The following is a 15,151-nucleotide window of genomic DNA, read 5'->3' as shown; positions in this document are numbered from 1 at the left end:
CTCTCTTTCACTGCGGGTTCACTACGGGCCGGTGGGCCCTACGGGTTGACGCGCTCTGCCACGAGGACCGGCCGCTCCGGCAGCGACACGCGTACGGCGACTCCGGCGCCCAGGGTGGTGGCCTCGTGCGTGGGCAGGTCGGCCTTGACCTCGGTGCCGTCGCCGAGCAGCACGCTGACGCGGACGACCGCGCCGAGGAACGCGGTGCCGACGACCCGCGCGTCTCCGGCCTCGTCGGCGTGCACGTCGATCGCCTCGGGCCGTACGAGCACGTCGACCTCGGGTCCTGCCGGTGCCTCGCCGTCGACGGGCAGCCGCTGGCCGAGCACCTCCACGACCCCGTCCGCGAGCTGCCCCGGGAGGCGGCTCATCGTGCCGACGAACTCGGCGACGAAGGCGGTCGCGGGCCGGCCGTACAACTCGGCCGGTGCGGCGCACTGTTCGAGCTTTCCGGCACGCATCACGGCGACCCGGTCGGCGATGGACAGCGCCTCTTCCTGATCGTGTGTCACGAAGAGGGTGGTGATGCCGAGTTCCTGCTGGAGGCGGCGGATCTCCTCGCGCAGGGACAGCCGCACCTTGGCGTCGAGCGCCGAGAGCGGTTCGTCGAGGAGCAGGACGCGCGGCTGGAGGGCGAGCGCGCGGGCCAGGGCGACGCGCTGCTGCTGGCCGCCGGAAAGCTGGTGCGGGAAGCTCTCGCCCTTGTCGCCGAGCCCGACAAGGTGGAGCAACTCGTTGGCGCGGAACCGCCGTTCGGCCTTGTTCACCTTGCGCATGCGCAGGCCGAAGGCGACGTTGTCGAGCGCGTTGAGATGCGGGAAGAGGCTGTACGACTGGAAGACCATCCCGGCGTCGCGGCGATGGGCGGGGACGTGGGTGACGTCCTTGCCGTCCACCAACACCTCGCCGGAGGTGGGGTGTTCGAACCCGGCGAGCATGCGCAGCGCGGTGGTCTTGCCGCAGCCGGAGGGGCCGAGCAGGGCCAGGAACTCGCCGGGGCGGACGGTCAGGTCGAGTCCGTCGAGCGCGATCGTCGGGCCGAACTCCCGGCGCAGGCCCCGGAATTCGACGGTGGCGGCGTTCTCCGTGGCGGTCTTCTCAAGCGTGGTGGCGGTCATGGTTCATCCCCGGGACGAAGCGGTTTTGTCGCGCCCGCCGACACCGGCGAGCGTGAGGAGGAGTGCCCAGGTGACGACCAGGCTGAGCACGGAGACGGCGACGGAGAGCTGGGCGTTGGACCCGCCGACGCTGTAGATCCACACGGCGAAGGGCTGGAAGCCCAGGAGTTGGGCCACGGTGAACTCGCCGAGCACCAGCGCCAGCGTGAGGAAGGACGCGTTGAGCAACGCCCCGCGCAGATTGGGCAGTACGGTCCGCACCAGCGCCTGCGGCCAGTTCGCGCCGCAGCTGCGGGCGGCCTCGACGAGGGTCTTCACGTCGATGGCGCGCAGCCCGGAGTCCAGCGCCCGGTACACGAACGGCAGCGCCATCACGACGTAGGCGAGGACGAGGATGAACGGGAAGCTCGGGTTCTGGATGGCCACGAAGGTCTGGAACAGCGGGGTCCGCGAGAGGTAGTCGGGGCCCCACTTCAGGACGGTGGCGATACCGGCGACGAACGCGATCGGCGGCACCACCAGCGGCAGCGAGCAGATCACCTCGACGACCGGGCGCAGCCGGGGCGCGCCGAGCCGTAGCGCGACCATGGCGGGCACCATCAGGAGCAGGACGACGGCGATGGTGGCGGCGGCGAGTTCCAGCGAGAGCACCAGGCTGGAGGTGAAGCCGTCGGCGGAGACGATCTGGGTGTAGGCGTCGAAGGTGACGCCCTCGCCGGGCACGTCGACCGTGAAGACCACGGACGCGGCGAGCGGGACCAGGAAGTACAGGGCGGCGAGGCCGAGGACGACCCACCGCCAGAGGTTCAGGCGTCCAGCCATCGCGCGCTCCGTCGTTGCAGGGGCAGGTACACGGCCATGACCAGGCCCGCGACCAGGACCATGTCGAGGCTGAGGGCGAGGGCCACGTTCTCCTGGCCGACCAGCACGTTGCCGGAGATCGCGTCGGCTATCTGGAGGGTGACCAGCGGGACCGAACTGCCCACCATGGCCGCGGCGGTGGCGTACGCGGCGAAGGCGCTGCCGAAGAGCAGCACGAACCCGCCGAGCAGGGACGGCGCGAGGACCGGCAGGGCGACGTGCCGCCAGTACTGCACGCCGGTGGCGCCGTTGTTCTGGGCGGCCTCGCGCCACTGGGTGCGCAGGCCCTCCAGGGCCGGGGTGATGGTGAGGACCATCAGCGGGATGAGGAAGTACAGGTAGACGAGGACCAGGCCCCAGAAGCTGTACAGGTCCCAGCCCTTGTCCTTCAGGCCCAAGTGGGTCGTCAGCACACCGGCGTTGCCCAGCGTGGCGACGAACGCGAAGGCCAGCGGGACACCGCCGAAGTTGGCGAGCACACCGGACGCGGTGAGCACGGCCTCGCGCAGCGCGCGGAAGCGGGAGGTGACGACGACCTGCGCGAGCGGCAGCCCGAGCAGGGTGCCGAGGGCGCCCGCGAGGGCGGACAGCTTGACGCTGCCGACCAGCGCGGTGAAGTAGGCGCCCTGGAGCGAGTCGGTGAGGTTGGCGGTGCTGTACGAAGTGGCGCCCGTCGTCTGGTTCTTGACGGTGAAGGCGCCGTTCAGCATCGCGATGGCGGGCACCCCGAAGGCGACCGCGACGAACACGAGCAGCGGGACCACGGCGATCCAGCTGGGGACGCGGCGCCGCCGCTTCACGGAAGCGGCGGCACCCACGTCGGCCCGCGTGAGCGTGGCCGTCATCCGGAGACGGCCTTCGCCCAGCCCTGTGCGATGACCGTCTTGGCCTTGCTCTGCTGGGCCTCGGTCGGGAAGGACGGCGCGCCGGTGACCTGCGGGAGCTTGGCGGCGGCGGTCTTGTCGAGCGTGCCGGCCGCCTCCATGGAGGTCATCAGCGCGGGACGCGCGTACCCCTTGAGCCACAGGTTCTGGCCCTCGGCGCTGTACAGGTACTCCTGCCACAGGCGGGCGGCCGCCGGGTGCGGGGCGTCCTTGTTGATGGCCTGCGAGTAGTACTGGGCGTACTGGCCGTCGCTCGGGATGGAGACCTTCCAGTCGACGCCCTTGGACTTGAACTCGTCGGCGTAACCGGCGTTGAGGTAGTCCCAGTCGATGGAGATGGGCGTCTCGCCCTTCTCGACGGTGGCCGGGGTCGACTCGACGGGCGTGTAGTTGCCGTTCTTCTTCAGCTTGGCGAAGAAGTCCAGGCCGGGCTGGATGTCGTCGAAGGAGCCCTTGTTGGCGAGCGCCGCCGCGTACACGCCGCCGAACGCCGAACCCGACTTGGTGGGGTTGCCGTTGAGCGCGACCTGGCCCTTGTACTGCGGCTTCAGCAGATCGGCGAACGTGGTCGGACAGGTCTTCACACGCTTCGCGTCGCAGCCGATGGAGATGTAGCCGCCGTAGTCGTTGAACCACTGCCCCTTCGGGTCCTTCTGGCCGGCGGGGATCTGGTCGAAGGAGGCGACCTTGTACGGCGCGAGCAGGCCCTGCTGGGCGGCGCTCAGCGCGAAGGAGGAGCCGAGGTCGAGGACGTCGGGCGCACGGTCCTGGCCCTTGCGGGAGGTCACGGCGTTGATCTCGTCCTGGCTGGAGCCGTCCGGGTTCTCGTCCGTGATCTTGATGCCGTACTTCTTGGTGAAGCCGTCGATGAGGGCACCGTAGTTGGCCCAGTCGCGGGGCAGCGCGATGGCGTGCAGCGTGCCCTCCTTCTTGGCCGCCTTCACCAGGGCGGCCATGCCGCCGAAGTCGGCGACGGAGGTGGCGGTGGCGGCGTTCTTGCCGTCGGCGGTGGTCGACGAGTTGGTGGGAGCGGCGCCGCAGGCGCTGAGGGCAAGCGCGGCGACGACGGCGAGGGAACCACCCAGGACGGCGTTTCTCGGCGGGGACACGGTCACGGTCTCTCCAGGGGTGCGCACGACGGTTTGAGCGGAGCGGAGAACTTGTCTGAACAAGTTGGCCTCAGTACGCCCGTCGATGGTGTCTTGTTCGTAAACATTGGCGAAACCGTGACCCCTTATTCACTGCACACTCCTGGCTGACACGGATCACCAAAGGAACTCGACTACGCTGCTCACGCTGTGCACAGTGGCCAACTCGGAGGGGAAGCATGACGGCGCGACACGAGGAGATCGCCGACGAGCTGCGCCAGGCCATCGACCGCGAGGAGTACACAGTCGGCAGCCTGCTGCCCGCGGAGACGGACCTCGCGGCGCAGTACGGCGTCTCGCGCGGCACGGTCCGCCAGGCCGTCGCCGCCCTCACCGCCGAAGGACTGATCGGCTCCCGCCAGGGCGCCCGCCGGGTGGTCCTGGCCAGCCGGCGCAGCCAGAGCTTCGCGGAACTGCGCAGCTTCGCCGAGTGGGCCCGCGCGATGGAGCGCGAGGCGACCGGACACGTCGTCACGCAGGAGTACCGCCCGGCCACTGCCGAGGACGCCGTACGCCTCCAACTCCCCGAGCGCACCTCGGTGTTGCACGTCCTGCGGGTCCGCGGCCTGGACGGCGAGCCGGTCCTCCTGGAGCGGACGGTGTACGCCGACTGGATCTCCCCCGCCGTCGAGGCGATCGAGCCGGAGTGCCCGTCGGTGACCCAACGCCTGTACGACGACACGGGGTTGGTCTTCGCCTACGGCGAGCACGTCATCGACGCGGTCGCCGCGGGCGCGCAGGACGCGGAGCTGCTGGGCATCCGCAGGACCAGCCCGCTGCTGCGGGTCCGCCGGGTCACAACCACCCGCGAGGGACGGCCTGTTGAGTGGTCGGACGACCGCTACCGCTCGGACGCGGTGAGCTTCAGCGTGCACAACTCGATAGGGAACAACGCGCTGGCACGCAAGACGGCGGAATGACAGCCTCCGGCCCCGGGCCAAGAGCCTCCGGCCGCGATGTGGGACAGTCGTAGCGAGGGGGACGGGTCCTACGTCATGGAGGTCCTGATGGAGATCACCGCGTTGCCCAGTGTCGGCGAACAGACCACGGTCGTGGCGGCGGAGCCCGACGCCGTGTGGCGCGGCCTGAGCCAGGTGATGGGCCACTCCTCCGCGCGGGCGACCCTGTACGCACACCTCGTCCGCGCCGCCGACCGCGAGACCTCCGGGCCCCGGCCCCTCGCCGAGGGTTCGACGTTCGCCGGTTTCCACGTGACCTCGGCGGTCCCGGGGCGCGAGCTGGTCGTCGAAGGCAGCCACCGCTTCTCGTCGTACGCCCTGATCTTCCACGTCGAGCGGACCGGCCCGGGGCGCTCGCTGCTGCGGGCCGAGACCCGGGCCGCCTTCCCCGGCCTGGCCGGGGGCCTCTACCGGCGGCTCGTCATCTCCAGCGGCGGGCACGTGATCGCCGTACGCCGGCTGCTGTCGTCGGTCCGCCGCCGGTCCGAGTAGCCCCCGCGGCTCAGGTCGGCGAGCCCGACGAGAAACGCCGGAGCAGCGGCGACAGCACCAGCACCGACTTCGTGCGCTCCACGAACGGCTCCCCCGCGATCCGCTCCAGCACCCGCTCGAAGTGCCGCATGTCGGCGGCGAAGACCTGGACGACCGCGTCCGCGTCACCCGTGACCGTCGAAGCGGCCACGACCTCCTGGTAGCGCTCCAGACCCCGCCGGATGGTGTCCGGGGAGGTGTTGTGCCGGCAGTAGATCTCGACGAACCCCTCGGTCTCCCAGCCGAGCGCCGACGGGTCCACCCGTACGGTGAAGCCGGTGATGGCGCCGGTCGCCCGCAGCCGGTCCACGCGCCGCTTCACGGCGGGCGCGGACAGGCCGACGAGCTGCCCGATGTCCGCGAAGGAGCGGCGGGCGTCCTCGGCGAGGGCGTGCACGATGCGTTCGTCGAGTTCGTTCAGCACGGTGGATCGATCACTTCTCGGGTGGTGCGGTGGGTGCCAGTCGGGAGCGGCGGTGGCCGTATACGAAGTAGAACACGAGCCCGACGGCCATCCAGATTCCGAAGACCACCCAGGTGACGGCCGAGAGGCTGCCCATCATCCAGACGCAGAGCCCGAAACCCACGGCGGGCAGGACCGGCGACAGCGGGACGCGGAAGGTGCGGGACATGTCGGGGCGGGTCCGGCGCAGCACCACGACGGCGATGTTGACCAGCGCGAAGGCGAACAGCGTGCCGATGCTGGTCGCGTCCGCGAGCTGGCCCAGCGGGATGGCGGCCGCGAGGACCCCGCAGAACAGGGACACGATGACGGCGTTGGCGCGCGGCGCCCCGGTCTTCGGGTGGACCTTGCCGAACACCTTGGGGACCAGCCCATCCCGGGACATCGCGAAGAGGATGCGGGTCTGGCCGTAGAGCACGGTCAGGACGACGCTCGCGATGGCGACGACCGCGCAGCCGGCGAGAAGGGTGCCCCAGAAGGACTGGCCGGTGACGTCGCGCATGATCTGGGCGAGGGCGGCCTCGGAGTCGTTGAAGCGGCGCCAGGGCTTCGCGCCGACGGCGACGGCCGCGACGAGGACGTACAGCGCGGTCACGATGACGAGGGACAGCATGATCGCGCGGGGCAGGTCGCGCTGGGCGTTCTTCGCCTCCTCGCCGGCCGTGGAGGCGGCGTCGAAGCCGATGTACGAGAAGAAGAGCGTCGCTCCGGCCGCGCTCACGCCCGCCATGCCCAGCGGCATGAAGTGGTCGTAGTTGCCGGACCGGAAGCCCTGGACGCCGATCGCGCAGAACAGCACGAGCGCGGCGATCTTCACGCACACCATGACCGTGTTGGCGCGCGCGGACTCCCTGGCGCCGCCGAGCAGGAACGCCATCGCGAGGAGTACGACGATCAGCGCCGGGAGGTTGAAGATGCCGCCGTCGCCGGGCGGGGCGGACAGGGCGTCGGGGATGGTGACGCCGATGGTGCCGTCGAGCAGTTCGTTGAGGTACTCGCCCCAGCCGACGGCGACGGCGGCGACCGAGACGCCGTACTCCAGGACCAGGCACCAGCCGCAGATCCAGGCGATCAGCTCGCCCATCGTGGCGTAGGCGTACGAGTACGAGGAACCGGCGACCGGGATCGTGCCCGCGAGTTCGGCGTAGGAGAGGGCCGAGAAGAGGGCGGTGAGGCCGGCGATCACGAAGGAGAGGGTGACGGCGGGACCGGCCTTGGGGACGGCTTCGCCGAGGACGACGAAGACGCCGGTGCCGAGGGTGGCGCCGATGCTGATCATCGTCAGCTGCCAGAGCCCGAGCGAGCGCCGGAGCGAACCGCCCTCGCCCTGGCCGCCCTCGGCGACCAGGAGTTCCACGGGCTTGCGGCGCATCAGACGCGCGCCGAGCCCCGGGGACGGCTCGTCGGTCTGGCTGCGGTGGTGCGGGGGTGCGCCTTGGTCGAGCACGCGGGGGCTCCTTGTCGCTGCCGGGCATGGCGGCAGGGACCGGCGGCATGGGGGCCCGCCGAGCGGGGGTCCTGCCGCGCTGGGTACAGCGCTTGACCCTACGAGCCCGGGCGTCCTGGCCGTAATGCGGCAACCTTGCGCGTCTTCGCAAGATCGTTGCGTTCGTGGGGCGCGGGTGTTGATTCGTTGCGCGGTGGGTGTGGGGCGTTGCGCAACGCCTGACACAGCTCGCGTCAGTGTCCGGTTCAGCCCTCGTCCGGCTCCCCCGCGAGGGCCCGTGCCGCGGCCAGGTCAGCCTCGTCGAACCCCATCCGCCCGGGCTGCCCGAACACCTCCGCCTGGGCGTCGATCCAGCGCGTGTGCGCCTCCCACGCGGCCTGCTTGCTCATGCCCAGCGCGGCGCCGATCTGCGTCCAGGAGGCACCGGCCTCGCGGGCCGCGCGGACGGTGAGCTGACGGCCGTAGGCGGCCTTGCGGGCGACGACCTCGCTCAGGGCGAGCAGTTCCAGCGTCTCGGTGCGGTCGAGCGCCTCGGCGTCGCTGCCGAAGCCGGCGAGGGACTCGCGGGTGCGGAGGTGGTCGAGTCGGGCGACGGCGGTGAGGAGGGTGTGCTCGGGTTCGATGCTCTGAGGTGTGGTCATGGGTGCAGCGTCGCGTCAGGGCTGCTTGACGTCAAGGGTGCCTGACGCAAGGTCCTTGGTGAGGAAGGTGCAGGGGTCGACGCACTCGCGGGTGACCCCGTCGTGGTCCTCGTACGACCAGTGGTCCACGTAGTCCGTCAGGCGCCGGTAGCCGAGCCGTGCGTAGAGGTCGGCTGCCCTCGGGTTGTCGGCCGCGACGCCCAGGCCGAGGGCCGTACGGCCGTGCTCCCGGGCCAGTTCCTCGGCACACCGGATCAGCGCGCCGCCGATACCGCGCGAGCGCAGCCGCGGGGGCCAGACGGCGAGGCCGTTGAGTTCCGGACAGCCGGGCAGGGCGGCCCGCACCTCCGGGGCCGCGCAGCCGTCCCAGATCACCTCCGCGTGCCCTACGGGCCGGTCTTCCAACCACGCGACGAGATAGACACCCCCGCCCGCCCCTTGCCGTGCGAACCGTCGGGCATGGGTCGAGACGGCCCCCGGCGAGCCGATGTACTGGTCGAGCAACGCCACGTCGGCGGCCCGGCACACAGCGATCTCCATGAGCCCGACGGTAGCCACCGGAGCACGTCGACGGCCCCTGAATATCCCGCACGCCGGGACAACGGGGGCCGCAGGAAAGGGAGTTGGCCGGGCTCCAGCCCGCGCGCAACGGCTTGCCCCCGGACGCTAACCGCCGCAGCACGCCCACGGCCCCCGAATATCCCGCACGCCGGAACAACAGGGGCCGTGGAAAAGCACGTTGGGTCAGCTCCAGCTGGCGTGCAGCGGCTTGCCCTCCGCGTAGCCCGCCGCGCTCTGGATGCCGACGATCGCGCGCTCGGCGAACTCCTCCAGGGAGGCGGCGCCGGCGTAGGTGCACGACGAGCGGACGCCCGCGATGATCGAGTCGATCAGGTCCTCGACGCCCGGGCGGGCCGGGTCGAGGAACATGCGGGAGGTGGAGATGCCCTCCTCGAACAGCGCCTTGCGGGCGCGGTCGTAGGACGACTCGTCCGACGTGCGGTTGCGGACCGCGCGCGCGGACGCCATGCCGAACGACTCCTTGTAGAGGCGGCCGTTGGCGTCCTGCTGGAGGTCGCCCGGGGACTCGTACGTGCCCGCGAACCACGAGCCGATCATGACGTTCGACGCACCGGCCGCGAGGGCCATCGCGACGTCGCGCGGGTGGCGGACACCGCCGTCGGCCCATACGTGCTTGCCGTACTTCTTCGCCTCGGCGGCACACTCCATGACGGCCGAGAACTGCGGCCGGCCGACGCCGGTCATCATGCGGGTGGTGCACATCGCGCCGGGGCCGACGCCGACCTTGATGATGTCGGCGCCCGCCTCGATGAGGTCCTTGACGCCCTCGGCGGCGACGATGTTGCCCGCCACGATGGGGACCCGCGGATCGAGGGCCCGCACCTGCCGGATCGCGCTGATCATCGACTCCTGGTGGCCGTGCGCCGTGTCGATGACGAGCGTGTCCACGCCCGCGTCCAGCAACTGCTTGGCCTTCTGCACGAAGTCGCCGTTGATGCCGACGGCGGCCGCGATCCGCAGCCTGCCGTCCGCGTCGACGGCCGGCGAGTACAGCGTGGCGCGCAGGGCGCCCTTGCGGGTGAGGATGCCGGCGAGCTTGCCGTCCTTGTCGACGGCGGGCGCGTAGCGGCGGTTGGCGCCGTCCAGCTTGTTGAACGCCTCGCGCGGGTCGATGTCCGCGTCGAGCAGCAGCAGGTCCCGGGACATGACCTCGCCGAGCTGCGTGAAGCGGTCCACACCGGTCAGGTCGGCGTCGGTGACGACACCGACCGGACGCTGGTCCTCGTCCACGACGACACCCGCGTTGTGCGCGCGCTTGGGCAGGAGGGCGAGCGCGTCGGCGACGGTCTGGTGCGGGGCCAGCCGGATCGGGGTGTCCAGGACGAGGTGGCGGCTCTTCACCCAGGCGACGACCTCGGTGACGACCTCGATCGGGATGTCCTGCGGGATGACCACGAGCCCGCCGCGCCGGGCCAGCGTCTCGGCCATGCGCCGCCCGGCGATGGCGGTCATGTTGGCGACGACCAGCGGGATGGTGGTGCCCGTGCCGTCCGGGGAGCTGAGGTCCACACCCTGACGCGATCCGACCGCGCTGCGGCGCGGCACCATGAAGACGTCGTCGTACGTCAGGTCGTAGGGAACCGGAGCTGAATCTACGGGCCGTCCCGTACCGGGCTCAAGAAAACGCATAAGTCCCACATTTTCACGCGAAACGGCGCAGGTCACTCCCACAGGGACACAGCAAAACGCCCCCGCGTTCGTATGTTCCTCCAGCGAGGTACGGGGGCTCCGGTGCCAGGCAAGTGGAACCTGCCTTACCCCGGGAGTTTACCCGAACGCGACTGACGCGATTCTCGGCCCGGACACCTCGGGCGGCCCGGACACCTCGGGCGGGGCCGGCACCTCGGGCGGGGCGGCGAACACTATGAACTCAATGATCGACGGGTGGTCCCCACGTGCGGCGCTTCCTAACATCACGGATCGCTGGGCAACCTCGCACAGCGCATTCATAGGAGCCGCTCCCGTGAAGACATTCGACAGGCCCGTACCAGTACGCCGGCGACTCCTGCCCGCTCGCTACCGTCGGGCGGTACTGGCCGCCGGCGTGGCCGCGACCCTCCTCGGCACGCTCGGCAACGCCCCCGCGCCCCGGGCACGGACCGCGCCGCCCGCCGTGGCCGCCTGCCCGGCCGACCTGGTCGGCAAGGCGACGTGTTACACCGGCCAGGACACCAACGGGGCGTACTACGCGATGGCCGTTCCGGCCCGCTGGAACGGATCCCTCGTCGTGCACGCGCACGGCGGACCCGATCTCGGCGACTCCTCGGACCCGTCCCGCAGCACCGACGATCTGGGGCGCTGGGCGGTGATGGTCGAGGAGGGGTACGCCTGGGCCGGCTCGTCCTACCGCCGCGGCGGCTACGGGACGCGGATGGCCGCCGCCGACACCGAGAACGTGCGCAGGCTGTTCGTCTCCGCGTTCGGCAAGCCGAAGCGGACCTATGTGCACGGCCAGTCCTGGGGCGGTGACGTCGCCGCCAAGGTCGCGGAGACCTACGGCAGACGCCCCGGCGCCTACGACGGCGCGCTGCTGACGAGCGGCGTCCTCGGCGGCGGTTCGCGCGGCTACGACTACCGCGTCGACCTGCGGGTGGTCTACCAGTACTACTGCCACAACCACCCCCGCCCGACAGAGCCGCAGTACCCGCTGTGGCAGGGACTGCGCGCGGACTCCACCATGACGAGTGCCGGGCTCCGCGCCCGCCTTCAGGAGTGCACCGGGATCGCCTCCACCCCCGCGGAGCGGACCGCGCTCCAGCAGCGCAACCTCGACGACATCCTCGCCGTCACCCGCATCCCGGAGCGCGCGCTGGAGTCCCATCTGCGGTTCGCGACCTTCACGTTCCGCGACATCGTCTCGACCCGGCTCGGCGGCCGAAATCCCTTCAGCAACGGAGGTGTTCGGTACACGGGCTCACACGACGACAAGGCGCTCAACGCGGGTGTCGAGCGCTTCTCCGCCGACCCCACCGCGCGCCGCGACCTCTCCTACGACAGCGACCTGACGGGCAGGGTCTCCATCCCCGTCCTCACCCTGCACGCGATCGACGACCCGACGGCGTTCGTCGAGCACGAGGCGGCCTACCGCGCCACGCTCCAGGGCGCCGGCCGGGGCGGCGACCTCGTCCAGACCTTCACGACGGAGACCGAGCACAGCGCGCTGAGCGACTCCGAGTACGCCAACTCCATTGCGGCGCTGGACACTTGGGTCCGCCACGGACGCAAGCCGACCGCGCGCTCGGTCGCGGCCTCCTGCGCGGCCTTCGACAGCAAGTACGCCGGCGGCTGCTTCTACGACCCGGCCTTCCACCCCGCGCCGTACGCCTCACGGATCCGGCCCCGGCCGGGCGGGCTCCGTTGGCCCGCCATGACCGCGGCGCAGGAGCGGGCATGGAGCCGGATCGACGGCGTCGGGATCGCTCCCTGACCTCCGCAGGGACCTGACCGCCGCAGGTACCTGACCTCCCTAGGAACCCTTGATTCACCTGTGGGCAACCTTTGGGGCGCCTCACGTATCGAACGGGCATGACTTTCCACCGCATGGTGTCCGGGGCGGCGCTCACCGCCGTGGCGCTCGCCCTGGCACCAGGATCCGCGGCCCTGGCCGCCGGCCCCTCCCCCTTGCCGACGCAGTCCTACGCCGTGATCGACGCGGACAAGCAGCTCAACGTCGGGACGGCCGCGCAGTCGGTCCACGTGGGCTGGACGTTCTTCGACGGCGGGGCGAACGTTCCCCTCCAGACGAACGAGACGCTCGTCGTCGATGCCCGGGACCTGGCCGGCATCGCGAGCGTCGCCGTCGACGACCCGAGGTGCACGGCCGCCGGGCAGGTCCTCACCTGCGTCAACAAGGACACCGCTCAGCAGCCGTACGTCGACTTCACCGTGCGCGCGGACGCGGGCGCCTCGGTCGGCGCCACCGGCACGCTCAAGTACACCGTCAGCGCGGACCACGGCACCGGCGCCACCGCGCAGGCGAAGGTGGTCGTCGGCGTCCCCGATCTGGTCGTCGGCAAGGTGCCCGACGTGACGCACGCCAGGATCGGGTCCCGGATCGAACTTCCGCTCCGGCTCCGCAACACCGGCGACCTCGCCACCGACCGGCGCATCGTGCTGCGCTGGGAGTCGGTGGGCGGGCTGGTCTTCGACCGGAAGTTCTCCAACTGCGCCTACGGCGACGGCGACGACCCCGTCGAACCGGGCAGCCAGGCGTCCGTCACCTGCGTCTTCACCGCCCCCGTGGCCGCGGGCGCCACCGTCGAGCTGAGCAGCCCGCTGACCGCGACGGTCGGCGAGCACGTCCTGACCGCCGTGACCGACTACTCGGCCGAGCTTCTGAAGCCCGGTGTGGATCCCGGCGGCGGCAGCCACCCGGGCACCGGTCCGGCGCTCACCCTGGTGCCGGCGACCGGGGCGGGGGACGGTTTCGAGAGCGGCGCCACGGGCCGGGTCAGCGTCTCGTCCGACAGCTCCGCGGATCTCGCGGCCACCGCCGCGGTGACACCGCGCCGCACGGCCGGCGAATGGAGCCTGACCCTCAACGCCGTGAACCACGGCCCGGCCTCCGCGTACGGCATCGGCAACAAGGCCGTCGCCCTGGTCGACGTCGTCCTGCCCAAGGGCACGGTCGCGACCGGCAACGCCTTCGAGGAAGGGGAGGACGGCCCCTACGGCGAATGCTTCCTCTGGGTCAGCGGTACGAAGACGGCACCCTTCGCGGCGGGTCACCGGCACTATGTGTGCCCCGTGCCGCGCGGTGTCGCCGCCGGGAAGAGCCAGCTGTTCGTGCTGTGGGTGAAGTCGGCCAAGGACTACACCGGCGCCAAGGGCACGGCGACCGTGCTTCCCGGCCCGGCCGGAATCCCGCTCCACGACCCGGACCCGGCCAACGACAGCGTCACGTTCGCCTTCGACGCGTCGGCCGCGTCACCGACGTCGAGCGCGTCCTCGCCCACGTCCGGCACGTCCGGCACGCCCGGAGCGTCAGGCGGTGCGTCGGCCACGCCGGCCGCGGAGGGTTCGTCCGGCGGGACGCTGCCCCACACGGGCACGGGCCCCATGGCACTCGTCGCCGGCGCGGCGGGCGGGGCCGTGCTGCTGGGCTCGGCCGCTCTCCTCGTCGTCCGCCGCAGGCGGCGCTCCCGCTGAGACGGAGCCGGATCAGTACAGGAAGCGATGCAGCGGAGCCGACTCGGTCAGCAGCATCGTGAGCCGGTGGGCGAGGCGCTGCCACGCCTCGTCCTGCCCGTAGCTGAGCCTCACGTCCTCGCCGCCGCCCGCCTCGATCGCGGCGAAGAGGGCGGCCGTATCGGCGTCGGGCGTGAGGTCCACCAGGGAGAGCACCCGCGCCAGCGCGCCGACCAGGCCGACGGCGGTCTTCTCGGGGGTCAGGACGGTGGTGCGGACGGTGGCCACGACGCCCGAGGGGTCGGGCAGGTCCGGCGGCGCCACGAGGAGTCCGGACAGCTCGCGCAGCAGCGCGTACAGCAAGTCCGTGTCGTCGGTGGGCAGTTCGACGATGCGCAGACCCTCGTGTTCCCAACGGCCGTTCGGCGACCACACCTTGGGACCTTGCGCGACCGCATCGGCGAGTGTCTCCCGCACGCGTCTGAAGGCCACGAGCCCGTCCGTGAAAAGCGCGTGCCCGCTCGCTCCGCCCACGGACGCGGCCAGGGGCGTCAGCAAGTGCTCTTCCACCCGGTCGCACTGCGCTTCGAGGTCGGGGTCCACGACCACGAGACGAACCGACGTGCGCTGCTCCTGTTGCTCCATACCGAACACTCTGCCAGCTGCCTCGGACAATCGGGCTAGCGCCCGGCTCCGCCCAGCGCGAGCACCACCGAGAGGTTCGGCGTGCCGTCCACCGCGTCACCGAAGACGTCGACGGCGGTCTCCCACTCGTCGGGCCGCGCCTTGGCGTACGACCGCCAGTTCCGTACGACGACCAGCAGCCCCCGCTCCACCGCGCCCTCGGGCCACACGGTGTGGTCGCCGAGGCTGTCGGCGAGGGCGTCCCAGTTGCGGCCGAACCAGTCGGGCAGGGACAGCGCTCGGGCACAGCGGTCCATCAGGCCGGCCTTGTCCGTGACCCCGTCGAGGTCCAGCGTGACCGCGAGCTGTGTCATCTCAGTACCGTCCTGAACGACTTGTAGTGATCATCGGTGTAGTAGATCTCGCCGTCCCGCCCGGTGACAACGCGCCGGGCCCCGCGATCGCGCGAGCCCGGTGTCCTGACGGTGTATTCGTGGTAGTAACCGCGCTTCTGCCGGGGCAGCAGCTTCTCGTAGTTCCCGAAGACGACCCCGTCCTTGGCGTACGGGAAGGGGCCGCCCCGATCGATGAGGGCGACGGTCTGCCGTGCCTCGGCGGGGAGTTGGGAGAGCTTGACGGTGGCGGTACCGCTGGTGGCCGTAGCGGAACAGCCGACCGGCAGCAGCACGGCCAGACAGACGAGAAGCACCCGGGAGACGAACCGCAGCAGCATGCGCCTGATGCTGCCACGGCCGTCCCCGCACGG

16 protein-coding genes are annotated in these 15,151 nt (G+C 71.2%); 4 read left to right on the top strand and 12 right to left on the bottom strand.

All coding sequences use genetic code 11. The annotated features are described in order from the left end of the window. Nucleotides 1-38: 38 nt before the first annotated feature. Genes OG714_RS41765 through OG714_RS41750 form a run of 4 tightly spaced genes read right to left on the bottom strand, consistent with a single transcriptional unit; the run spans nucleotide 39 to nucleotide 3,978 of the window. Complete coding sequence (locus OG714_RS41765) at nucleotides 39-1,118, bottom strand: ABC transporter ATP-binding protein (protein WP_406128951.1); 1,080 nt, start codon at nucleotides 1,116-1,118, stop codon at nucleotides 39-41. Between the two features lie 3 nt (nucleotides 1,119-1,121). Continuing rightward, entirely contained in the window at nucleotides 1,122-1,940 is an 819-nt protein-coding gene (locus tag OG714_RS41760; RefSeq protein ID WP_019059701.1) for an ABC transporter permease, read from the bottom strand. Then, complete coding sequence (locus OG714_RS41755) at nucleotides 1,925-2,824, bottom strand: ABC transporter permease (RefSeq protein ID WP_406128948.1); 900 nt, start codon at nucleotides 2,822-2,824, stop codon at nucleotides 1,925-1,927. The genes OG714_RS41760 and OG714_RS41755 overlap by 16 nt, the downstream gene beginning before the upstream one ends. Continuing rightward, on the bottom strand, nucleotides 2,821-3,978 hold the full coding sequence (locus tag OG714_RS41750; RefSeq protein ID WP_406128947.1) for an ABC transporter substrate-binding protein: 1,158 nt from the start codon (nucleotides 3,976-3,978) through the stop codon (nucleotides 2,821-2,823). The genes OG714_RS41755 and OG714_RS41750 overlap by 4 nt, the downstream gene beginning before the upstream one ends. Before the next feature lie 212 nt (nucleotides 3,979-4,190). Here OG714_RS41750 and OG714_RS41745 point away from each other — a divergent pair, with 212 nt between their 5' ends. Both OG714_RS41745 and OG714_RS41740 read left to right on the top strand, forming a co-directional pair. Next, nucleotides 4,191-4,931, top strand: coding sequence for a GntR family transcriptional regulator (locus tag OG714_RS41745; RefSeq protein ID WP_406128945.1), 741 nt, complete (start codon nucleotides 4,191-4,193; stop codon nucleotides 4,929-4,931). A gap of 36 nt (nucleotides 4,932-4,967) precedes the next feature. Continuing rightward, on the top strand, nucleotides 4,968-5,462 hold the full coding sequence (locus OG714_RS41740) for a hypothetical protein (protein WP_406128943.1): 495 nt from the start codon (nucleotides 4,968-4,970) through the stop codon (nucleotides 5,460-5,462). A 10-nt stretch (nucleotides 5,463-5,472) separates the two neighbouring features. Here OG714_RS41740 and OG714_RS41735 read toward each other — a convergent pair whose 3' ends face one another. The 5 genes from OG714_RS41735 to OG714_RS41715 all read right to left on the bottom strand — a co-directional run bounded on the left by OG714_RS41735 (nucleotide 5,473) and on the right by OG714_RS41715 (nucleotide 10,263). After that, a complete protein-coding gene (locus tag OG714_RS41735) occupies nucleotides 5,473-5,925 on the bottom strand; it encodes an Lrp/AsnC family transcriptional regulator (protein WP_019059706.1) in 453 nt (150 codons plus the stop codon). A gap of 10 nt (nucleotides 5,926-5,935) precedes the next feature. Then, nucleotides 5,936-7,411 carry an amino acid permease gene (locus tag OG714_RS41730; protein WP_406128941.1) on the bottom strand — a complete coding sequence of 492 codons (1,476 nt, stop codon included), beginning with the start codon at nucleotides 7,409-7,411 and terminating at the stop codon, nucleotides 5,936-5,938. Between the two features lie 245 nt (nucleotides 7,412-7,656). Further along, nucleotides 7,657-8,052, bottom strand: coding sequence for a hypothetical protein (locus tag OG714_RS41725; protein ID WP_406128940.1), 396 nt, complete (start codon nucleotides 8,050-8,052; stop codon nucleotides 7,657-7,659). A 15-nt stretch (nucleotides 8,053-8,067) separates the two neighbouring features. Beyond that, nucleotides 8,068-8,592 carry a GNAT family N-acetyltransferase gene (locus OG714_RS41720; protein ID WP_406128938.1) on the bottom strand — a complete coding sequence of 175 codons (525 nt, stop codon included), beginning with the start codon at nucleotides 8,590-8,592 and terminating at the stop codon, nucleotides 8,068-8,070. A gap of 204 nt (nucleotides 8,593-8,796) precedes the next feature. Then, nucleotides 8,797-10,263 carry a GuaB1 family IMP dehydrogenase-related protein gene (locus tag OG714_RS41715; protein ID WP_406128937.1) on the bottom strand — a complete coding sequence of 489 codons (1,467 nt, stop codon included), beginning with the start codon at nucleotides 10,261-10,263 and terminating at the stop codon, nucleotides 8,797-8,799. Nucleotides 10,264-10,597: 334 nt separating this feature from the next. On the opposite strand from OG714_RS41715, the gene OG714_RS41710 reads away from it, so the two are divergent. Together OG714_RS41710 and OG714_RS41705 are read left to right on the top strand one after the other, a co-directional pair. Beyond that, the gene (locus OG714_RS41710) at nucleotides 10,598-12,061 is read left to right on the top strand and encodes a hypothetical protein (RefSeq protein WP_406128935.1); all 1,464 of its coding nucleotides are present in this window, start codon (nucleotides 10,598-10,600) and stop codon (nucleotides 12,059-12,061) included. 98 nt (nucleotides 12,062-12,159) lie between these two features. Further along, nucleotides 12,160-13,782, top strand: a complete 1,623-nt coding sequence (locus tag OG714_RS41705; protein WP_406128933.1) for an LPXTG cell wall anchor domain-containing protein — start codon at nucleotides 12,160-12,162, stop codon at nucleotides 13,780-13,782. Nucleotides 13,783-13,794: 12 nt separating this feature from the next. On the opposite strand, the gene OG714_RS41700 is transcribed toward OG714_RS41705, so the two are convergent. Genes OG714_RS41700 through OG714_RS41690 form a run of 3 tightly spaced genes read right to left on the bottom strand, consistent with a single transcriptional unit; the run spans nucleotide 13,795 to nucleotide 15,118 of the window. Further along, on the bottom strand, nucleotides 13,795-14,406 hold the full coding sequence (locus OG714_RS41700) for a hypothetical protein (RefSeq protein ID WP_406128931.1): 612 nt from the start codon (nucleotides 14,404-14,406) through the stop codon (nucleotides 13,795-13,797). Nucleotides 14,407-14,441: 35 nt separating this feature from the next. Next, nucleotides 14,442-14,759 (bottom strand): barstar family protein, encoded by a 318-nt coding sequence (locus OG714_RS41695; protein ID WP_406128929.1) that lies wholly within the window; start codon nucleotides 14,757-14,759, stop codon nucleotides 14,442-14,444. Then, nucleotides 14,756-15,118, bottom strand: coding sequence for a ribonuclease domain-containing protein (locus OG714_RS41690; RefSeq protein ID WP_406128927.1), 363 nt, complete (start codon nucleotides 15,116-15,118; stop codon nucleotides 14,756-14,758). The genes OG714_RS41695 and OG714_RS41690 overlap by 4 nt, the downstream gene beginning before the upstream one ends. Nucleotides 15,119-15,151 lie beyond the last annotated feature (33 nt).

The organism is Streptomyces sp. NBC_00989 (genome assembly GCF_045162655.1).
Taxonomy (GTDB): domain Bacteria; phylum Actinomycetota; class Actinomycetes; order Streptomycetales; family Streptomycetaceae; genus Streptomyces.
The sequence above is the reverse complement of the archived record's forward strand: the minus strand, read 5'-3'. Positions and strand labels throughout refer to the sequence as shown.